This window comes from Serratia sp. CoH_122_TC_1 (assembly GCF_058191755.1).
Genome location: NZ_JBXWLA010000003.1, coordinates 113,758 through 132,779 on the forward strand (window position 1 = coordinate 113,758; position 19,022 = coordinate 132,779).

Below are 19,022 nucleotides of genomic sequence, written 5' to 3' on the forward strand. Positions count from 1 at the left end.
TCTTTCAGAAGCCTATGCCAACGCAGGACATGGCGGAAGACGCAGCACATGCAGTTTATTAATGCATCCAACGCCATGTCATGGTTGCCAGAAACCCGCATTAAGGCGCAAGCACCAAAACCACTTCAGGCAGATGATGGGGAAACGGCTTAAGGAGTCGTGATGAAAATAGACCTGATGTTTGATGACCTGTCGGCACGCGCCGTGCAATACAATGCGCGCGCTTCGGTCGATGATTTTGACGCCTGTATGACGCAATACGCAGCGCTGGCTACCCAGGCCAAAGCGGAAACGCCAGGGATCTATGACCTCCATTACGGCATGGGTACCGCAGAACGCCTGGATCTGTTCCCGGCAGCCAATCAGCCTGCACCGCTATTGGTGTTTATTCACGGCGGTTATTGGCATTCCCAGCGCAAAGAGGAAGCCTGTTCAATGGCAGCCAGTTTCACGCGCCACGGTGTTGCCGTTGCCACCGTAGAGTACACCTTGCAACCGGAAGCCACGCTGGCTGAAATCGTCCGTGAGGTGCGCAGTGCCATCGCCTGGCTCTATCACCATGCCCATCAATATGGCGTCGATCCTGAGCGCATTTTTGTCAGTGGCAGCTCGGCGGGCGGTCATCTGGCTGGCATGTTGATCGCCGATGACTGGCAGCACCTTTATCAGGTACCGGTCAATGTCATCAAAGGTGCACTGGCGCTGAGTGGCTTGTACGACATTCGTCCGTTATGTGATATCTACGTGAATGACTGGATGCGTCTCACGCCAGAGCAGGCAGCAACGCTCAGCCCACTGTTTATGCTGCCGGAAAAGGCCAATGCGCCGCAGATCCTGCTCGACGTCGGTGCCAAAGAAACGCAGGGGTTTAAAAACCAAACCTTGGCCTATTACACCGCCTGCCGGGAAAAGGGGCTCGACGTCAGGCGGCTGGAAGATCGGCATAGCAATCATTTCACGCTGGTAAACGCACTGGCTAATCCTGACAGTGACATGTTCAAACACGTGATGGCGATGATTATGTCATCTGCGCGAACAAGGCAGACGGCATAACATGGGGGGCGATGGGGTATCTAAAACCTGCGGTTTTGTGACGACGTTGCTTTAAACCTGCATCGGGGGGCATTGCGCCCCCTGAGCATGAAAATCAGTCTCTTTTTTTGCCAATGGCAGAGAAAATATTACACAGCTCACCCAAGCCATAAATCGAGCCGAGCAACACGGCTATCATTACCGGCACCAGGATCACCACGGTTGCCAAACTTTCAATCATTTCTAACATCGCTTTCTCCTGGTTTTTAAGCAGAGGAATACCTTTCCAGAAAGGGGTATTTCCCTGGAATTTCTTAAGGTTATTTTTGCTTGATTTCAATCTGTGACGGAGATCACAACCTTACGTCGCTAATGTAACTTACACAGTTGCATTACCGCAATGCAAAAAAATGCTCTCTCCAGGGGTTTGGGGGGCATTCGCCCGATGGCCTGAAAAGGCATAATAATGATGAGCCTTAGGATTTTTAACGGATTTTAATGACCACCCTGCCCATCCCACTCAACGGCACGCTGATGTTTTAATCGCCAAGTACACCATCAGCAACGGCGAAATAAAAACGCTTTCTCAAAATTAAGAATATTTACCTATTCTATTTTCTTCCGGAAGAATACATTCATCTCAACTTTTACTGGCCGATTAATCAGTACTTTCTTTGTCTGTTAATTAGGCAATTTACCAGGAAGATCTTATGAACCTTAAACGTGCCGCAGGCGTAATGGTTGTTATCATGGCAACGCTGTCCGTAACGGCCTGTGGGAATATGTCTCACCGCGATCGCAACACCGCTATCGGCGCTGGTGTCGGCGCGCTGGGCGGTGCCGTATTGACCGACGGCAGTACGCTGGGAACCTTGGGTGGTGCGGCCTTGGGCGGTATCATCGGTCACCAGACCAGCCGTTAATATTTCCAGGCCGGGCACTTTTTCTTGAAAAGAACCCGGCCTGATCTATTTTAAACATCCATAGAGATTAATGGGTGTATTTTATATTCCGTGAATTTAAACAGATTAACGCACCTATAAATATTTCCGCAAAAACCCTATTCGTACGCTAAAAACACGTCCTATTTAATAACCTCGTCCTGTTTACCGCAACAACACATTTGGCTTTTATCGATGAGATAAGGGAATACTCGTCCGGGGCACCCTATCAATGCAGGTCAATCTACAATCATTGAAAAGCGGCTGGAATCCCCCTCCGCAGAGGGGGTTCACGCTACCCCTTAACCTGGGATACCACGTTCAGCGGTTGCGCGTCAGGCAGGATATTCATATGTTCCAATACCTGGGCCATAATCTTGCCAAACACAGGGCCTGCCACCGAGCCGCCAAAGTGCTTACCGGCCTTCGGATTATTGACCATGACCACCAAGGCGACTTGCGGATCGCTAGCGGGTGCCACACCGGCGGTGTAGTTGATATAGCCCCCGTCATATTTACCGTTAGCCCCCATCTTCTCTGCCGTGCCGGTTTTAATCGCCAACCGGTAACCTGGCACGGCGGCACTGAGCCCACTGCCGCCCGGCAAGGCGTCGCTTTCCATCATGTGCACCACCGTTTTTACCGTATCTTCCGGTAAAATGCGTTGCCCCATAACGGGCGGCGTCACCCGGGTAATCGACAGTGGCCGATAAACGCCATAGGAACCGATAGTGGCGTATTCACGGGCCATCTGCAGCGGTGTTACGCGCAGGCCATAGCCAAAGGAGAAGGTCGCACGTTCAATGTCCGCCCAACGCTCGCGGTGCTGTGGCAAGTAGCCGCTGCTTTCGTTCCCAATGCCCAGATCCGTCGGCAAACCCAGACCAAAGCTCTTGTACACTGCGGGAAGTACGGTGGCTGGCAGGGCTAACGCAATGTGGGACACGGCGATGTCACTGGATTTTTGCAATACACCGGTAATGGTCAGTTTCGACCAGTGCCCCACGTCCTTGATCAAGTGGCCATTCACGCGATAAGGCGTGGTGTCCAGCACGGTATCCGGCTTGATTAAGTGGTGTTCCAGCCCCACCATCACCACCACCGGTTTCACCGTGGAGCCCGGTTCAAAACTGTCGCTACTGCACACGTTGCGGATATCTTTGGCCGGCGTATTGGCATAATTATTCGGGTTGAACGACGGGTAGCTTGCCATCCCCAACACTTCGCCAGTGTTTACTTTCACCAATACCGCACAACCAGAATCAGCCTGGTTAGCCACCACACCGTCGCGAATTTGTGCGTACAACACATATTGGATGAATTTATCGATACTCAGTGTCACGTTCGGTGGCGGTACGGGATCGACGCTTTTGATTACGCCAATCACCGCACCGCTGCCGTCTTTCTGATATACCCGCAGGCCATTTTTGCCCTGTAGCAGGTGGTTAAAGCCGAGCTCAATGCCTTCCAGCCCCTGGTTGTCCTGGCCAACAATACCAATAAGCCCGGCAGCATCCTGGCTCATCGGGTAGAAGCGACTGAAATCCTGCTCTGTGCTCACGCCCGTTAGATGCAATTTGCTGATATAGTTCGCGTTATCGTCTTCTACCTTACGTGCCAGATAGACGAAGCGCTTATGGGCGTTAGTCTGGATCAGCTTCTGCACGTCGCTCAGCGGCATTTTCAGTACATTGGCCATACTTTGCCAACGCTCATTGCTGAGGTCGGTGTTGGTGTCCAGAATATGCTTGGGATCCAGCACAATATCTCGTGATGACACACTCACCGCCAAAGCTTCGCCATTGCGGTCGGTGATCATTCCCCGATTGGTCGGCACCACTTGCGTGCGGATCGACCGCTGGTCCGCCTGATCGGCCAACTGCTGGTGCTCCATCAGCTGCAAATAACCGACCCTGAACGCCAGCAGAAAAAAGCACACCAGTATCCCGCCGCAAATCCAGCCAAAGCGAAGGCTTGAATAATTTTTACCGCTTTTTTTTGTTGAAGGCGCCACTGTTAACCCTGCGTTTTTATTCGGATTATGTAATTATTTCAGTCTAACCTGACGGAAATCTTTAGAAGATTGCAGTTTGTAAGAAAGTAAAAACAAACGCGTTTACTGTTGCACATCCGCGCTATCGTTTAACTCCGGTTTACCTTTCTGGTCCGCGTCAGGCTGCGGTGCGTTAGCCGGGTCAAAAATGTGGTCAAGAATTGCCCGCGCGGTCGGCCCAGCCACTACGCCATCCCCCCCGCCGTTTTCCAGAATCAGCGCCATTGCCACCCGCGGATTCTTATAAGGAGCAAACAAGGTATAGAAAATATGATCACGTAATCGCACCGGGATCATTTTGGCGTTATACGTCTGATTTTCTTTCAAACCGAAGACCTGTGACGTCCCGGACTTGGCGGCTATCTGATACGGAGCGGTATGGAAAAGCTTATAGCCTGTACCGTTCGGCAGATTGGCCATGCCATACATTCCATTACGCACGATGCCCCAATACGGCGATTTGGCATCACCGATCTGCGTGGCCTTTGCCGGCGGCTGGTAGCGGCTTACCTGATTGCCCTGGCGCATGGAGTACAGCAAATGCGGCGTTTTCGCCTTACCGTTATTGATCAGCGTGGTTAATGCCTTCACCATCTGGATCGGCGTGGCGACCCAATACCCTTGGCCGATACCCACCGAAATGGTGTCACCCTGGTACCAGGGCTTTTTATGTACCCGTTGTTTCCATTCACGGCTTGGCAACACGCCACGATACTCCTCGTTAAGGTCGATCCCGGTCGCCTGGCCGTAACCAAACTGGCTCAGCCAACTGTGAATACGGTCAATGCCCATTTCGTACGCCACCTGATAGAAGAAGGTATCGGCAGATTCTTCAATGGCCTTGGTCACATTCAACATGCCGTGGCCGCTCTTTAGCCAATCACGGTAACGGCGTTCGGTGCCTGGCAATGTCCAGGTCGGCGCGCCGAAGAAAGTGGTATTGGGGGTAATCACACCGGCAAACAGCGCCGACGTCGCCATGTAAGGCTTCACGGTGGAGGCCGGTGGATACAGCCCCTGCGTGACGCGGTTAATCAGCGGTAAGTCGGGGTTGGTCAGCAGTGTTTTATAAGCTTTATAGCTGATGCCTTTCACAAAAGGATTGGGATCGTAACTGGGGCTGGAAACCATGGCCAAAATGCCACCATCGCGCGGGTCCTCAACCACCACCGCCGCACGCTGCCCCTTCAATACCGACTCAATGTACTGTTGTAGAGACAGGTCCAGCGTCAGATAGATATTTTTACCGGCCTGTGGCGGTTGTTCCTTCAGCAGGCGTATCACGCGACCATGGTTGTCCACCTCCACTTCTTGATAACCGGTCGTGCCATGCAATTCGGACTCGTAGTAAGCCTCGATGCCCTGCTTACCGATATTGTGGTCGGCGGCATAGTTCTCGCTCAGACCGGCTTTATCCAGCCGCTTTAAATCACCGTCATTGATTTTCGAGACGTAACCCACGACATGGGCTAATTCTGCCCCATAGGGATATTCCCGCTGCTGATAGGTATCAATGGTCACGCCGTCAAAGCGATACTGATTTACCGCAAAACGTGCCACCTCGGTTTCTGTCAGACCCGTTTTCAGCGTCACCGGTTTATAGCGGCCGTTGTGATGCATTTCATCGCGAAAAGCAGTGATATCTTCGGGGGTCAGATCGACAATCGGCGTCAACGCCTGCAAAAGCGCAGCCATATTGTCGATTTTGCTGGGGGTAATCTGGATCTGGTACAGCGTAATGTTGCGCACCAAAGGAATGCCATTGCGGTCGAATATCAGCCCTCGGCTGGGTGCAATTGGCACCATTTTAATGTCGTTTTGGTTGGACCGCGTTTGGTAAAAGGCATGCTGTTTAACCTGCAGACGGTACAGGTTAACAATCAAAATGCCAAAACAGGCGACAACCAACACCATCGCCACGCCAGCACGGCGGATAAACAGCATTTCCTCAGCGGAATGGTCACGGATTTTATCTTTTAATAGTGCCATACGTGGCAAGTTACCTGTCTGACGTCACATTTTCCCAAGATAAATCAGGGCAGTGAAAAGTCGGCAAGCATAGCGTTATTGGCTAACGGTCCCCACGAAAAGGTTGCTAATGAAATGGCATAAATGTTTCAGCATGTTTGAATGTTACCAAATGCCGATTTTCCCCCGTTCAGGGATTGAGCAGTGATTTGCAGCGATGCTACAATGTGACGAAGATCACACTAATTTACCCTTGCCCGCACTGATTTCCCGACGCACCGCCGGGTGCGGCTTTTCCACCAAGGATCATGTTCGATGAGTACCATAGCCACAGGTTTTATTATGATGCGCTGGGAGTTACTGAGCGCTGTTATGATGTTTTTGGCCAGCCAGCTAAATGTCGTGTGCCGTAAGACTAGCCGTAACGGTATGGCATTTATGTTCAGCAGCCTGGGGCTATTCACCACCTGTTGGTTCGTTATGGGCCTGATGGGCATCAGCGTCAGCCAGGAAGGATTTGTGCAATTTTGGTCAAACGCGTGGGATATGTATGTCGACGTGGTGAGCAACACGCCTGTCGACTGGCCCATGCCCTGAAATCGCCCCGGCAGGTAGAGTGCGACGCGCTTTACCTGCCGGGAATATCGGCTCCAGCCTCGATGTTATATTCTTTCCGCGTTGTTCGTAGGGGTAAATAAACGCTAAACCAACCTGATTCATTCCAAAACGGTTCATCGACTCGTTTTACAATAGCGCACCACTTTATTGAATAAGGAATATTCAAATGCATAGAAACACCTTTAAAATAATAACACTTTTCTGCGCCACGGTATTTTCGACGGCCTCTTTTGCGACCGTATCCGTCGTCAAAAAGAGCAATGTAAAAAACAATAACGTTGAATCCGCCAAAATCCTGTATGTCGGCGATGTCACGGAAAAAAGTGTCACCGAACTCATTGCCTCCATCGATGAAATTAACGCCAGCTACCCCGCGTTAAAACACCTGTATTTGTATATCAATAGCGGCGGCGGTGATATGGCCAGCGGTTACATGGCTTATGAAGCGGTCAAGAGCTCGCCAGTCCCCATTACCACGGTTAACTCGGCGTTTGTCGGTTCAGCGGCAACCCTGTTCTATTGTGCCGGTAAAGAAAGACTCTCCATGCCCGCCGCCAGCTTTATGCTGCATCCTGCGGCTGCGTCAAACATCAAGCAAGACTATCTGAAGCCTAACGAAATAGCGCAAATCAAGCAGTTCTCCGACGGTTACAATGCGTTGTTCCGTAACGTATATAAACAATGCACCACGTATAATGATGAAGAAATAAGTAAAATGCTGTTCAATGAAGATGGCCGCCAACTTATTAATCTCGATACTGCATTGGCAAGGAAGATGACGACCGACAAAGCCAATAAGATGGAAACTGTTCCAGTGTCTTATTACATCTTGAATGAAGAAACCAATAACTGATTGCGTTTCACCCTGAGCCACTGTTCAACACCCCTATATTCACAGCGCCCCTGAATTTAAAAAGGGAACGCTGTGAATGTCATGCATCATGCCACCTTGTGGCAACGCACCGCCGATCCCCCTAAATTCACCCGTAAACTTTGTGGCAGTTGGCACCCTTCCCCCGCATACGGGCATCTCTCGCGGAAAAAACAGCCTGGCGGTAATTGGCGGTTGCCCGGCAGTTCGCCCTTACGGTCTTCAATCGCACTGTCACTCAGTGAGCGGCCTGCCCGCGGCACAGAATCCAGCAGCAGCCGCGTATAGGGGTGCTGCGGCTGGCGCAGTACCTGTGCGGTCGGCCCCAGTTCGACGATTTGCCCCAGATACATCACGGCCACCCGGTCACTCATATGCTGGATCACCGAAACGTTGTGCGAAATCAGCACGTACGTCAGATTGCGTTCGCGCTGCAATTCCACCAGTAAATTGAGGATCTGCGCCTGTACCGAAATATCCAACGCAGAGGTCGGTTCATCCAGCACGATGATATCCGGTTGCGAAGACAGCGCACGTGCAATGGAGATGCGCTGGCGCTGGCCACCGGAAAACTCATGCGGCAATCGGTCGATCGCCTCCGGCCGCAGGCCAACCTGCTGTGCCAGCTCCGTTGCCAGTGCTCGCCGCTGTGCCACACTGTTATGCTGCTGCACGTACACCGGCTCAGTGATAATGCGCCACACTGGCAAGCGTGGATCGAGCGACGACTGCGGATCCTGAAATACCATTTGCATACCGCTGCCAAACCAAGAACCCGCGTTGCGAGCACGTACCAGTTCGCCACTGCTCGGTTTTAACAATCCCATCAGCAACTGCGCTAACGTGCTTTTGCCGCAGCCGGACTCACCGACGATACCCAACGTTTCGCCACGCATGATGTTGAGATCCAGCCCATTGAGCGCATGCACATACTCTTGTGGTTTGCCACGCCAGTTATAACTGGCAGGAAAACGCAGGCGCACATCGCGCAACTCCAGTAGTGCTTCAACGTTCATTTCGCGCCTCCAAATCAATAGACTGCGGATGCCAGCAGGCCACGTGTTGGGCCGGTTCAGAGGCTAATGGCACCAGCCGTGGCGTTTGCAGGCACTGAGCGTCAGCGTGGCTACAGCGATTACTGAAAGCACACCCTGGCGGCAAGGCACCAAGATTGGGCACCGTGCCAGGAATGGCACGTAACAGACTGCGTGGCTCGGCACGTTCCGGTGCCGCTAACAACAACCCGATCGAGTAGGGATGACGGGGATTTTCTATCACATTTCCCGTGGTACCACTTTCTATCACGTGCCCGGCATACATCACGTACACCCGGTCACACAGCTGCGAAACCACGGCCATATCATGAGTGATAAACAGCACTGCCGTACCGCTGGCGCGCGCTTTTTGTTGCAGCAAACGCAGTACCTGCCGCTGTACCGTGACGTCCAGTGCGGTCGTCGGTTCATCGGCGATAATCAGTTCCGGTTCGCAAGAAAACGCCATGGCGATCAACACCCGTTGGCGCATGCCGCCGGACAACTCAAACGGATAGCGCTCCATCACCCGTTCCGCGTCGGCAATTTGCATCTCACGCAGCAGTTGGGCGGCCTTGTCTCGTGCCGCCTGCGGGGATAGCTGCTGATGCAGGCGGATCACTTCACACATTTGCCGACCAATTTTGCGCGTAGGGTTTAGCGCACTCATCGGCTCCTGAAAAATCATCGACACCCGTGCGCCGCGCAGTTGGCGCATTTGCCGCTCGCTGGCGTTAAGCACGTCAGTGCCCAACATCTCCAGAGAACCGCCGGTAACGCTGTAGCCGTCTTCAGCCAACAGACGCAGCGTCATCATCGCCGTCACCGACTTGCCGGAGCCGGACTCGCCAACCACGCCCACAATTTCGCCAGCCTTGACCTGCAGCGATACCCGGTTGAGCGCTTTGATACTGCCGCCGTAAACCGGGAATTCCAACTGCAACTCATCAATGGATAACACCGTAGTTTCGCTCATTAACGCCCCCGGGATTTAGGATCAAGCAGGTCACGCAGACCATCGCCGAAGAGATTGAACCCCGTGGCGGTGATCAAGATCGCCGTTCCGGGAAACGCCGAATACCACCACTGGTCGAGGACATAGTTCCGGCCGTTGGCCACCATCGCCCCCCACTCGGCGGTCGGCTGCTGCGCACCCAGCCCGATAAAACCCAGCGTGGCGGCCATCAGAATCGCGGTGCCAATATCCAACGATGCCTGCACCACCAGCGGCGGCATCACGTTGCGAAGGACATGCCAACCGATCAGGTGCCAGCGTGAGGCACCAAAGGTACGTGCCGCTTGCATATAGGCCTGATGGCGAAGCGTCAACGTCTGCCCTCGTGCCAATCGGACGTAGAATGGAATGCGTACCACGGCAATCGCCAGCATGGCGTTGAACAGGCTGGGCCCCAGCGCTGCCGCCAATGCCATCGTGAGCACCAGCGAGGGCACTGACAGCATGATGTCCATGCAGCGCATGATCAACGCATCCACCGTACCGCCCATCACGCCGGAGAAACAGCCGAGCAGCGAGCCAATTCCGCCCGCCAGCACCACCACCGCCAATCCGGCGGCCACCGACTGACGGCTGCCGACCAGCACCCGGCTGAACAGGTCTCGGCCCACTTCGTCGGTGCCGAACCAATGCGCTGCCGAAGGCGGCAATAACCGGGCGGTAAGATCGATAGCGTCTGGGTTATGCGGTGCCAACCACGGTGAAAACAGCATCAGAAACAGCACGGCAATCATGATGGCAGCACCCAACAGCGTAAGCGGGCTGCGGCGTACCCGGTACCAGGCACGACGCAGGCTGACAAAACGCAGTGCTGCCTCCGCCACGGGCGGTTGTTCGATTTGAATCATCGTCATTATCCCTCGCGCCCCATTCTCGGGTCGATCCACAGATAGAGCAGATCGACGATCAAATTCACCATTACATAGGCAAAAGACACCACGACGGCAAAGCCCATCACCGCCGGGAAGTCCAATGCCTGAATGGAGTCCACGACGTAAGCCCCCATACCTGGCCAGGCAAATACCGTTTCAGTCAGCACCGCACCGTACAGCAAATCCCCCAGCGCCAGCCCCAACACCGTCACCGAAGGGATTAACGCATTGGGCAACGCATGGCCCAGCACCACACGCCAGTGTGAGAGGCCATTGGCCCGCGCGGTACGGATGTAGTCTTCCCCCAACTGTTCAAGCATTGCCGAGCGGATTTGCCGCGCCACCACGCCGAGGTGAACAAACGCCAGGGTGAGTGCCGGCAAAATCAGATGCCGCAGACTGTTCCAGAACGCTTCACCATTGCCGGTCAGAAGTGAATCAAGCAGATAGAATCCGGTGATATGCGTGGGTGGATCTAACCAGTCGTCTAACCGACCACCGCCGGGTAACAGATTGAGTTGTCCATAAAACAAAATGATCACGCCCAGCCCCAGCCAGAAAGCCGGGGTAGAGATGCCGGTCACCGACAATAGCCGTACCAGATGGTCGGGCCATTTATTACGGTAAACCGCCGACACAACCCCGAGTGGAACGCCCAACGCGATCGCCAATACCAACGCGCAAAAAGCCAACTCTAACGTCGCGGGAAAGAAAGCGCGTAAATCCTCTAGCACCGGTCGCCCGGTGCGGATAGATGTCCCCAGATCGCCGTGCAGCAAATCCAGCACGTAGCGACCGAATTGCACATATAGCGGCTGATCCAGGCCCAGCTGTTGGCGAATATGCTGGACAATCTCCTCGCTGGCCCGGTCACCGGCCAACAGCCGCGCCGGATCGCCGGGGATCAGGTGTGAGATGGTAAAGGTGATCACGCACACCCCGAACATCACCAGCACCAGTCCCCAGCAGCGCTGACGGATAAGGCTCCAAACGTTCATAGTGGTTTCCCATGGTGCATGGGCAGCCAAACGGCTGCCCGAGTTGGATAGCAATATTGTCTTCAAACCAGAGATACTCGGGCCTGGCGCACCGAGGGGCCATTATGGGACACATCCGTGTGTCCCACCCTACGGGCCGACTCGACGTCGTTCCCATTTGCTCCCGGCAAATGGGTCGACGGCCAAGGCCGTTACGACCCCTTCGGCACGCTCTCCCTAATAACTGGCTTTGTTAGCTGTCTGAAGCACCCAAACAACTTACTTGCTCATCTGCCCAACGTTGAATACCTGCTCCAGCATCGGGTTATATACAAAGCCCTTCACATCTTTGTTCATCGCTACCTGATAGTTTTTCTGGAACAGATAGACGTAGGCCGCCTGGTCAATGACGATTTTCTGCGCGGCCTGATAGTCAGCAGTGCGCACCTGTTGATCGGACACCGATACCGCTTTCTTCAGCAGCGCATCGACCTGCGGATCACTGTAGAACGCGCGGTTGCCGGGTAGCCCTTTCTTGTCGGACTCGAACCAGTAGTTCATGAACATGTAGGGGTCGGCAAAGTCCGGGCTCCAGTTGCCAATTGCGATGTCGTAATTGCCCTGACCGATGCGATCGCGCATGGTGGCGTTAGCCAATTTCTCCAGCTTGACGTTGATGCCCACGGTCGCCAGACTGGCCTGTACCGAAAGCGCAATCGCCTCCCAGTTGGGATCGCTGACCGAATACAGGAAGTTCAGCGACGCGGGTTTATCCTTCACCGCCGCCAGCGCTGCTTTGGCTTTATCGGCATCTTGGCTGTACTGCTGCGCGCTGGCATCGTAACCCCACATGCCTTCCGGGATCGGGCCACGCATTTGTTTGCCGTTACCGCCGAGGATCCCTTTCACCATGCCTTGATAATCCACCGCGTAAGAAATGGCCCGGCGCAGATCCACCTGGTTCAGCGGTGCTTTGCCGTTGTTGAGGTATAAATAGGTCACCCGCAACGACGGATATTCATTTACCGCCACCTTGTTTTCGCTCTTTAATGCAGTGAGCTGGTCGATCGGCAGTGACTCGGCAATGTCCAGATCGCCACGTGTCAGTTGCAAACGGCGGGTTGCGCTTTCACCGATGATTTTGACCGTCACACGCTTAAACGCCGGTTTTGTCCCGTTGTAATGCGGGTTCGGCACCAGCACCAGTTGTTGTCCTTTCTGCCAACGATCCAGCTTGTACGGGCCCGAACCGGCACTGTGACTCGACAGCCAGGCTTTACCTTCATCGGCCGGATTGGCCTTGGCGATAGCCGGGTTAACAATACCGGCCCCGTCGTTGGCTAAGGTGTACAGGAACGGCGCAAACGGGGTTTTCAAGGTAAAGCGCACGGTGAGCGGATCCACCACCGTGACCTGCATGTCTTTCGGGAAGGCTTCGGACGGCCCCTGGCCAATTTTCATCAGGCGTTCAAACGACCACTTCACGGCGTCTGCATTGACATCCGAACCGTCGTCAAATTTGTTGCCCGGCTTAAGCTTAAAGGTCCAGACGAGTTGATCATCAGAAGCCGTCCAGCTTTCGGCCAGTTCGCCTTCAACCTGAGTCGAGCCTTTCCCGCCTTCGGTTTTGTACTGTACCAGCCGTTGGTAAGCCGGATAGGTCACCGTCCAATCGTTGTTATCAATAGTCACCGCCGGATCCAGCGTTTGCGGATCGGCGGCTTTGCCAATCACCAACATGTCTTTGGGTACGGCGGCCTGTGCCTGCCCCATGACGACCATGCCCAACGTCACTGCTGCCGCCAGAGCGGCGTATTTGATCTTATTCATAAACAAAGCTCCTGATGCGTTGAATGTGTGTTGTTTTAATCGTAAGAAAAACAGCCGAAACGATCGGCCAGCAGCGGGTAATCACCGGCGTTAGGCAGTTCAAAGTGCCACCATTCGCTGGCAATGCCGCGAAAACCTCCGGCAGCCATCACCGCATTCAGCAGCAGCCGATTGCGTTGCACCTCCGGAGAGAAATCAGGGTAAAACGGGTGAGAGCGTTCGCTCATCTCATCAAATCCGGTGCCCATATCCAGCGCTGTGCCACTGGCGTCTAGCAACGTCACATCGATCGCCACGCCGCGACTGTGGTGCGAACCGGTTTGTGTGCTGGTGACATACTGCGGATCGGGACACGCCAGCCACAACAGTGCCTGCGCCTGCTGTGGACGGTAAGCATCAAACACCTGCAGAGAAAAACCGGCCAGCCGCGCAGCCAATAAACAGCGCCGTAGCCCTGCCACCGCATCGGGATGCAGCAAGCAGCGGCTTTCACGGTAGATTGCCCGCCCCGTCAGGTTGTCAGCGGTGGCGTACTTCAGATCGATAGGCAAGTCGGGGAACGTGGCTGCCAGATCGGTTAAGGTTACATTGTCACTCATTGCATTTTCCCATAGCGATTAAGATTCAAATTGCCCCAGTTCTTTTTGCAGGATGCGGTTATTGGCCAGCCGTTGTTCTACCGCCGCTCCCCCTTGTTCCAGCACGGAGGACAGCAGCAAGTTGAACAAGCAGCTGAACGGTGCCAATGAATCCCAAAATTGGCCGGTGTCAGTTTTCACCTGCAGCAGGTCAATGGGATAATCTCGTGCCCAAGGGCAGTAAATATCGGTAACCAGTGCCAACCGCAGCCCGCGTGCGCATGCCGCCTGGCAGTATTTTTGGGCGATAGTGGAATAGGCGCGGGTATCAGTCAGCACCAGATAGGGGGAATTGAATTCTGAATTGAGTGACTCTACGTAGGTGCCGGACAGACCATCGGCGTAATAGACCTTGGGCCGCAGGTATTCCAGATGGCTGTAGAAGGCGTTAGCAATCCCTCGCGTCGACTGGACGCCAATCACAAATACCGCCTCTGCCTGTGCCAACTGGCGGCTGATCTGGGCAAAAGCTTCGCCACCCGCCAATTGGTAAACGTGTTCTATCGCCTCCAGTTCCAGCGTTAACGCCTGGCGCAGCTTCTGAGGCTGTGGCTGTTTGCGACGTTGTCGGTAGGCACCCAGACGATCGGTCACGCCCCAGGGCTGATACAGCGCGGTGCCCTGTTCACGCAACGTGCGTTTCAAGTCCTCAAGATTGCGGTACCCCAGACTACGCAGATAGCGCCCGACTGATATGCCGCTGGTGGCCGTGCTGCGGGCGATACTGTCGGCCGTTTCAAACGGAACTTGCGCCAAATTGGCCAGCAGATATCCGGCGATACGCTTGCCCGTTGGGGTCTGAACCGCAAATGACGCTTCGATTTGTGCGATCACATCAGGGTGCTCTGCCATATTCTGCCCACTGTTGTTGAGTTGTCACTAAACCACCTTCTGTTACTCAGGTAACAGACGCTGATGATGGCTATGCATGGCCTGTGCCAATTGCGAACGGCTGGGGGAAATTCACACACGGCGCCGTAGGGCAACGCAGGGACGGCAGAACCTACGGTTACAACATAGTCATCAGTTGATAACTATTGCACAACAATTGGGCAATGCATCTGGCAATGCACTGCCATGAACCACTGATTTTCAATTTTATGACAGCGCTTGCGAAACCAATGCAAACGTCGGTGCAAGATCGTAATCCGGTCTATGAGGCTCGCCTCGGATCCTGATCGTGGGCGTATCAATACAGGGCAGACCCCGCCTGACCACCCCTTCGCTAAGTCCACTGTCCAGCGGTGTATCCACCCGCACACACTGGCCGCAGCAAGGCTTGATCAGGGCCATGTCCCGGCGGGTTTTACTTTTGTTCACTTATTTCCCCCGGCACAGCCTGATAACCGGTGTTATTATTATTCTGCTCAATAATTCCCTCCTAATTCAAAGTGGTACGACAAGCTGATGGAAGCGTGGAAACTCAATCTGATTTCGGTCTGGCTCGGCTGTTTCTTTACCGGGCTGGCAATGAGCCAAATCCTCCCTTTTCTCCCGCTGTATGTCGAACAGCTCGGTGTTACCGGCCACCAGTCGCTGAGTATGTGGTCCGGTTTGGTATTCAGCGGTACTTTTTTGGTCTCCGCATTGGTATCGCCGCTGTGGGGCAGCCTGGCGGACCGCAAAGGCCGAAAACTGATGTTGCTGCGTGCGTCCCTGGGGATGGCAATCGTGATTGCGCTGCAAGGCCTGGTCAGCAACGTTTATCAACTGTTCGCGCTACGCGCATTGATGGGGCTAGCCTCCGGTTATATCCCCAATGCGATGGCATTGGTTGCCTCGCAGGTGCCACGCGATAAAAGCGGTTGGGCACTGGGTACGTTGTCCACCGGCCCGGTGACCGGAGTGATCGTCGGTCCGCTATTGGGTGGGTTAATGGCCGACCACCTTGGCTTACGCGTGGTGTTTTTTGTCACTGCCGGGCTGATGTTCGTCAGCTTCCTGATCACTTTGTTCCTGATAAAAGAACGTCGCATTGAGGTGAAAAAAGCGGATCGGCTGACCGGTAAGGCGGTATTCCAGTCGCTGCCCTATCCAGCGCTGATCGTAACGCTGTTTGTCAGTACGCTGATGATCCAGGTAGCCAATTCGTCCATCAGCCCAATCCTGACGCTTTTTATTAAGGACTTATCCAGTGATAGCAGCAATATTGCTTTCATTAGCGGCATGATTGCCGCCGTTCCCGGCGTTGCGGCCTTGATTTCCGCCCCGCGTCTTGGCCGGCTTGGCGACCGTATCGGCACCTCACGTATTTTGTTGGCCGCACTGGGGTTAACAACGGTGCTGTTCGCGATCATGGCCTGGGTGGAAACACCACTCCAACTGGGGATACTTCGCTTTCTGCTGGGGTTTGCTGACGGGGCCTTGATGCCTGCAGTACAGACGCTGCTGCTGAAGTATTCTTCCGATCAGGTCACTGGCCGTATCTTTGGTTATAACCAGTCATTTATGTACCTTGGCAATGTGGTCGGCCCGCTGGTTGGCTCTGGTGTTTCGGCACTGATGGGATTCCGCTGGGTATTCGCCGTAACGGCGGTACTGGTATTGTTCAACTGCCTGCAGGTTCGCCGTCAGTTTAAAAAAGTTGAGCGTGACCAGGCGTGATCAATGGGGCCGCAGCAGCGGCCCTGATAAAAGGAAGTACTGTCATTGAGGGCGGTAATAAACAGCGATTAATCCCGCAACCAAGGGGTAACGGTCACGCCGATCAACATCCCTTCCGGGCTGAGTAAGCGGGTCACGCTTTGGCCCCACGGCTCTTCACGGTTGGCAACCAACAGGCGATAGCCGCGATCAATCAGCCCTTGAGTCGCCAGCGCGATATCGGCGACGTCGAATTCCATCCAGGCCTGCGGCACCGGCAGATCAACGGGCCATTGATCGCTACCGAAACACGATTGTGCGGCCTGCGCCAGCGGCCACAGGGCAAAGTGTTTTACCCCCTCCAGCGCGCCATGCTCGGTTAACAGATAGTCTGGATTACCTTCCATCGGCTTAAGCGGCAATCCCAAGGCGTCAACATAAAAGGCTTTGCTGTGATCCGTCTCTTGAGTAATCGGGCCAAATCCAGCGATAAATAACACACCCAGTCCTGCGAACTGCTGTTCCATGTTCTCTCCTGTAAAGGACATCAACGCCCCTGGCGCATTTGTGTTGGGGAAAATCCGTAGGCCGCTTTAAAGCGATTGCTAAAGTGGCTGGACGAGCTAAAGCCGCACTCCAACGCAATCTGCGTCAGCGACAGTACGCTGTGGCACAGCAACCTTTCCGCCTGTTGCAACCGTGCACGCATCACGAACTGGTGCGGCGCCATACCGGTATCATGTTTGAACATACGGGCAAAGTGGAATTCACTCAACCCGGCCTCTGCAGCCAAATCTGACAGCAACAACGGTTGGTCCAGATGCTGCTCTATGTAGGCTTTCACCCGCCGGGCAACCACGGGGGCCAAACCGCCCCGTAGCTGTGGCAACACCCAATGCAGTTGGCTGTAATGCTGCACCAAATGCGACATCAAAAAGGTCGTCGCACTACTGAGTGCCAGCTGATTGGCATTCTCCTGCCAGTTACAGTTGAGGATAAACTGGCGAAACAGCAACGTAATCTTGGGATCTTCGCCAAACGCGAGCTGATCGAGGTTAATCGCGGCGGGGCTCCGATCCCAGGTGTGTTCCACCACCTGACGCAGATGCCGATCGGTGCAATAAAGGTGTACGAAAGATAAATCGCTGCGCACATCCCAGGTAGATTCATATTGACGGGGCATAATGCAGAAGCGGTCTGGCCCTCCGCCATTTTTCCAACCGCCGGGCACTTTCTGATAGCACTCATACCCGTCTGCGACATACAGACTCAGCGTATGGTGATCGGCACTTTCCTGAGTAATGCGATCGTTACGGTTGGACCAGGCCGCAATTTCCACACCGGACCCCAGCTGCACATTGTTGTGCAACTGCGCGTTATGCTCCCGCAGCGTTTCAAACGCCTTGTACCTGGACATCACCCGCCCCCGCTTTTTCCAATGTTTCCAGTGTAGAGAGAGGTGCCGTACCACACCAGACGCTAACCCTCGCTTTTGCCAAAAAAAGCGCAAGAATATGCAATTGCGAGCAATGCGCCGAAAGCGCGATACCCAGCCACGACGGATACTGCCCCAGTCTATTTTTGTCGGAGTCAATTATGAACACGCTGTTGTACCTGGCCGTGGTACTGATTTGGGGCACCACCTGGATTGCAATTACCTTACAACAAGCAGGCCCGGTGGCCATTCCTGTTTCCATCAGCTACCGTTTTGTTGTTGCCGCCATGACGATGTTTGTCATCTTGTTGTTGATGCGCCGCTTGCGCCGCATTGCCCCACGTGACCATGTGTTTTGCATCCTGCAAGGCTGCTGCGTTTTCGGTTTTAACTTCTACTGTTTTTACCATGCTGCGGCTTATATCAGCAGTGGTTTGGAATCGGTAATTTTTTCAATGGCAGTGCTGTTCAATGCCGTTAACGGCATGATTTTCTTTCGTCAACGCCCCAGTCCGAACCTGTTGCCGGCAGCGGTGCTGGGATTAACCGGGATCGTCGCCCTGTTCTGGCAAGATTTGGCCGCCACGCAAATGGCCCCCGAACTGTTGAAAGGCATTGGACTGAGTGCGCTCGGTACTTACGGCTTTTCGCTGGGAAATATGATCAGTACTCGCCACCAGCGGCGCGGGCTGGATATTCTCTCCACCAATACCTATGCCATGAGCTACGGCGCAATACTGATGGCATTGATCGCGCTGTCTCAAGGAGCGTCGTTCCAGATTGAATTCAGCACCCGCTATATTGGCTCATTGCTGTATCTGGCCATTTTTGGATCAGTGATTGCCTTCGCGGCCTACTTCAGTCTGCTGGGCCGCATTGGCGCCGGGGCTGCCGCCTACAGCACACTGTTGTTCCCGCTGGTCGCACTCAGCATTTCAACGTTCTATGAAGGCTACCAATGGCACCTCAATGCCGTGATGGGTTTAGGCATGATTTTACTCGGCAATCTGGTGATGTTTGCGAAGCCGGGCAGGTTCAGTGCGCTATGGCACAAGCGGGCCGTTTAAGTAAAGAGCGCCTTACTGGAAGGCGCCCCTCTGGTTATCAGCCATCACCCAGAGCGAGTTTTTTTGGTTACTCCGCCATTAATAACCG

The 19,022-nt window shown here is 54.2% G+C and carries 18 protein-coding genes; 6 read left to right on the top strand and 12 right to left on the bottom strand.

What is annotated here, in order from left to right; all coding sequences use genetic code 11:
• Positions 1-162 precede the first annotated feature (162 nt).
• Complete coding sequence (locus AC2FC2_RS04915; RefSeq protein ID WP_490658866.1) at positions 163-1,053, top strand: alpha/beta hydrolase; 891 nt, start codon at positions 163-165, stop codon at positions 1,051-1,053.
• Between the two features lie 94 nt (positions 1,054-1,147).
• On the opposite strand, the gene AC2FC2_RS04920 is transcribed toward AC2FC2_RS04915, so the two are convergent.
• The gene (locus tag AC2FC2_RS04920; RefSeq protein ID WP_209633291.1) at positions 1,148-1,282 is read right to left on the bottom strand and encodes an AcrZ family multidrug efflux pump-associated protein; all 135 of its coding nucleotides are present in this window, start codon (positions 1,280-1,282) and stop codon (positions 1,148-1,150) included.
• A gap of 460 nt (positions 1,283-1,742) precedes the next feature.
• Here AC2FC2_RS04920 and osmB point away from each other — a divergent pair, with 460 nt between their 5' ends.
• A complete protein-coding gene (gene osmB, locus AC2FC2_RS04925; protein WP_037415059.1) occupies positions 1,743-1,955 on the top strand; it encodes an osmotically-inducible lipoprotein OsmB in 213 nt (70 codons plus the stop codon).
• Between the two features lie 313 nt (positions 1,956-2,268).
• Here the strand turns inward: osmB and AC2FC2_RS04930 are convergent, their stop codons facing one another.
• Positions 2,269-3,987 carry a penicillin-binding transpeptidase domain-containing protein gene (locus AC2FC2_RS04930; RefSeq protein ID WP_209633289.1) on the bottom strand — a complete coding sequence of 573 codons (1,719 nt, stop codon included), beginning with the start codon at positions 3,985-3,987 and terminating at the stop codon, positions 2,269-2,271.
• A gap of 102 nt (positions 3,988-4,089) precedes the next feature.
• Positions 4,090-6,015 (bottom strand): penicillin-binding protein 2, encoded by a 1,926-nt coding sequence (mrdA, locus tag AC2FC2_RS04935; protein ID WP_265556888.1) that lies wholly within the window; start codon positions 6,013-6,015, stop codon positions 4,090-4,092.
• Positions 6,016-6,309: 294 nt separating this feature from the next.
• On the opposite strand from mrdA, the gene AC2FC2_RS04940 reads away from it, so the two are divergent.
• A complete protein-coding gene (locus AC2FC2_RS04940; protein ID WP_209633285.1) occupies positions 6,310-6,591 on the top strand; it encodes a YjcB family protein in 282 nt (93 codons plus the stop codon).
• 187 nt (positions 6,592-6,778) lie between these two features.
• On the top strand, positions 6,779-7,465 hold the full coding sequence (locus tag AC2FC2_RS04945; protein WP_209633284.1) for an ATP-dependent Clp protease proteolytic subunit: 687 nt from the start codon (positions 6,779-6,781) through the stop codon (positions 7,463-7,465).
• A gap of 86 nt (positions 7,466-7,551) precedes the next feature.
• Here AC2FC2_RS04945 and AC2FC2_RS04950 read toward each other — a convergent pair whose 3' ends face one another.
• From AC2FC2_RS04950 to AC2FC2_RS04980, 7 genes are all read right to left on the bottom strand, one after another.
• Positions 7,552-8,499, bottom strand: a complete 948-nt coding sequence (locus tag AC2FC2_RS04950; RefSeq protein WP_265556890.1) for an oligopeptide/dipeptide ABC transporter ATP-binding protein — start codon at positions 8,497-8,499, stop codon at positions 7,552-7,554.
• On the bottom strand, positions 8,489-9,493 hold the full coding sequence (locus AC2FC2_RS04955; protein ID WP_265556891.1) for an ABC transporter ATP-binding protein: 1,005 nt from the start codon (positions 9,491-9,493) through the stop codon (positions 8,489-8,491). Before AC2FC2_RS04955 ends, AC2FC2_RS04950 begins: the two co-directional genes overlap by 11 nt.
• On the bottom strand, positions 9,493-10,380 hold the full coding sequence (ddpC, locus tag AC2FC2_RS04960; RefSeq protein ID WP_265556919.1) for a D,D-dipeptide ABC transporter permease: 888 nt from the start codon (positions 10,378-10,380) through the stop codon (positions 9,493-9,495). Before ddpC ends, AC2FC2_RS04955 begins: the two co-directional genes overlap by 1 nt.
• Positions 10,381-10,385: 5 nt before the next feature.
• Positions 10,386-11,402, bottom strand: coding sequence for an ABC transporter permease (locus AC2FC2_RS04965; protein ID WP_209633278.1), 1,017 nt, complete (start codon positions 11,400-11,402; stop codon positions 10,386-10,388).
• 258 nt (positions 11,403-11,660) lie between these two features.
• Positions 11,661-13,211, bottom strand: coding sequence for an ABC transporter substrate-binding protein (locus AC2FC2_RS04970; protein WP_490658867.1), 1,551 nt, complete (start codon positions 13,209-13,211; stop codon positions 11,661-11,663).
• A gap of 35 nt (positions 13,212-13,246) precedes the next feature.
• Positions 13,247-13,810: a D-alanyl-D-alanine dipeptidase gene (ddpX, locus tag AC2FC2_RS04975; RefSeq protein WP_209633274.1), complete on the bottom strand. Its 564-nt coding sequence runs from the start codon at positions 13,808-13,810 to the stop codon at positions 13,247-13,249.
• An 18-nt stretch (positions 13,811-13,828) separates the two neighbouring features.
• A complete protein-coding gene (locus AC2FC2_RS04980; protein WP_209633272.1) occupies positions 13,829-14,701 on the bottom strand; it encodes a MurR/RpiR family transcriptional regulator in 873 nt (290 codons plus the stop codon).
• A gap of 555 nt (positions 14,702-15,256) precedes the next feature.
• On the opposite strand from AC2FC2_RS04980, the gene AC2FC2_RS04985 reads away from it, so the two are divergent.
• Positions 15,257-16,453 (top strand): multidrug efflux MFS transporter, encoded by a 1,197-nt coding sequence (locus AC2FC2_RS04985; protein WP_490658868.1) that lies wholly within the window; start codon positions 15,257-15,259, stop codon positions 16,451-16,453.
• Between the two features lie 68 nt (positions 16,454-16,521).
• On the opposite strand, the gene AC2FC2_RS04990 is transcribed toward AC2FC2_RS04985, so the two are convergent.
• Together AC2FC2_RS04990 and AC2FC2_RS04995 are read right to left on the bottom strand one after the other, a co-directional pair.
• Entirely contained in the window at positions 16,522-16,959 is a 438-nt protein-coding gene (locus AC2FC2_RS04990) for a VOC family protein (RefSeq protein WP_209633267.1), read from the bottom strand.
• A 20-nt stretch (positions 16,960-16,979) separates the two neighbouring features.
• Positions 16,980-17,849: a helix-turn-helix domain-containing protein gene (locus tag AC2FC2_RS04995; RefSeq protein WP_490658869.1), complete on the bottom strand. Its 870-nt coding sequence runs from the start codon at positions 17,847-17,849 to the stop codon at positions 16,980-16,982.
• Between the two features lie 179 nt (positions 17,850-18,028).
• Between AC2FC2_RS04995 and AC2FC2_RS05000 the strand changes: the two genes are divergently transcribed.
• Positions 18,029-18,934, top strand: coding sequence for a DMT family transporter (locus AC2FC2_RS05000; RefSeq protein WP_490658870.1), 906 nt, complete (start codon positions 18,029-18,031; stop codon positions 18,932-18,934).
• Positions 18,935-19,022: the final 88 nt, after the last annotated feature.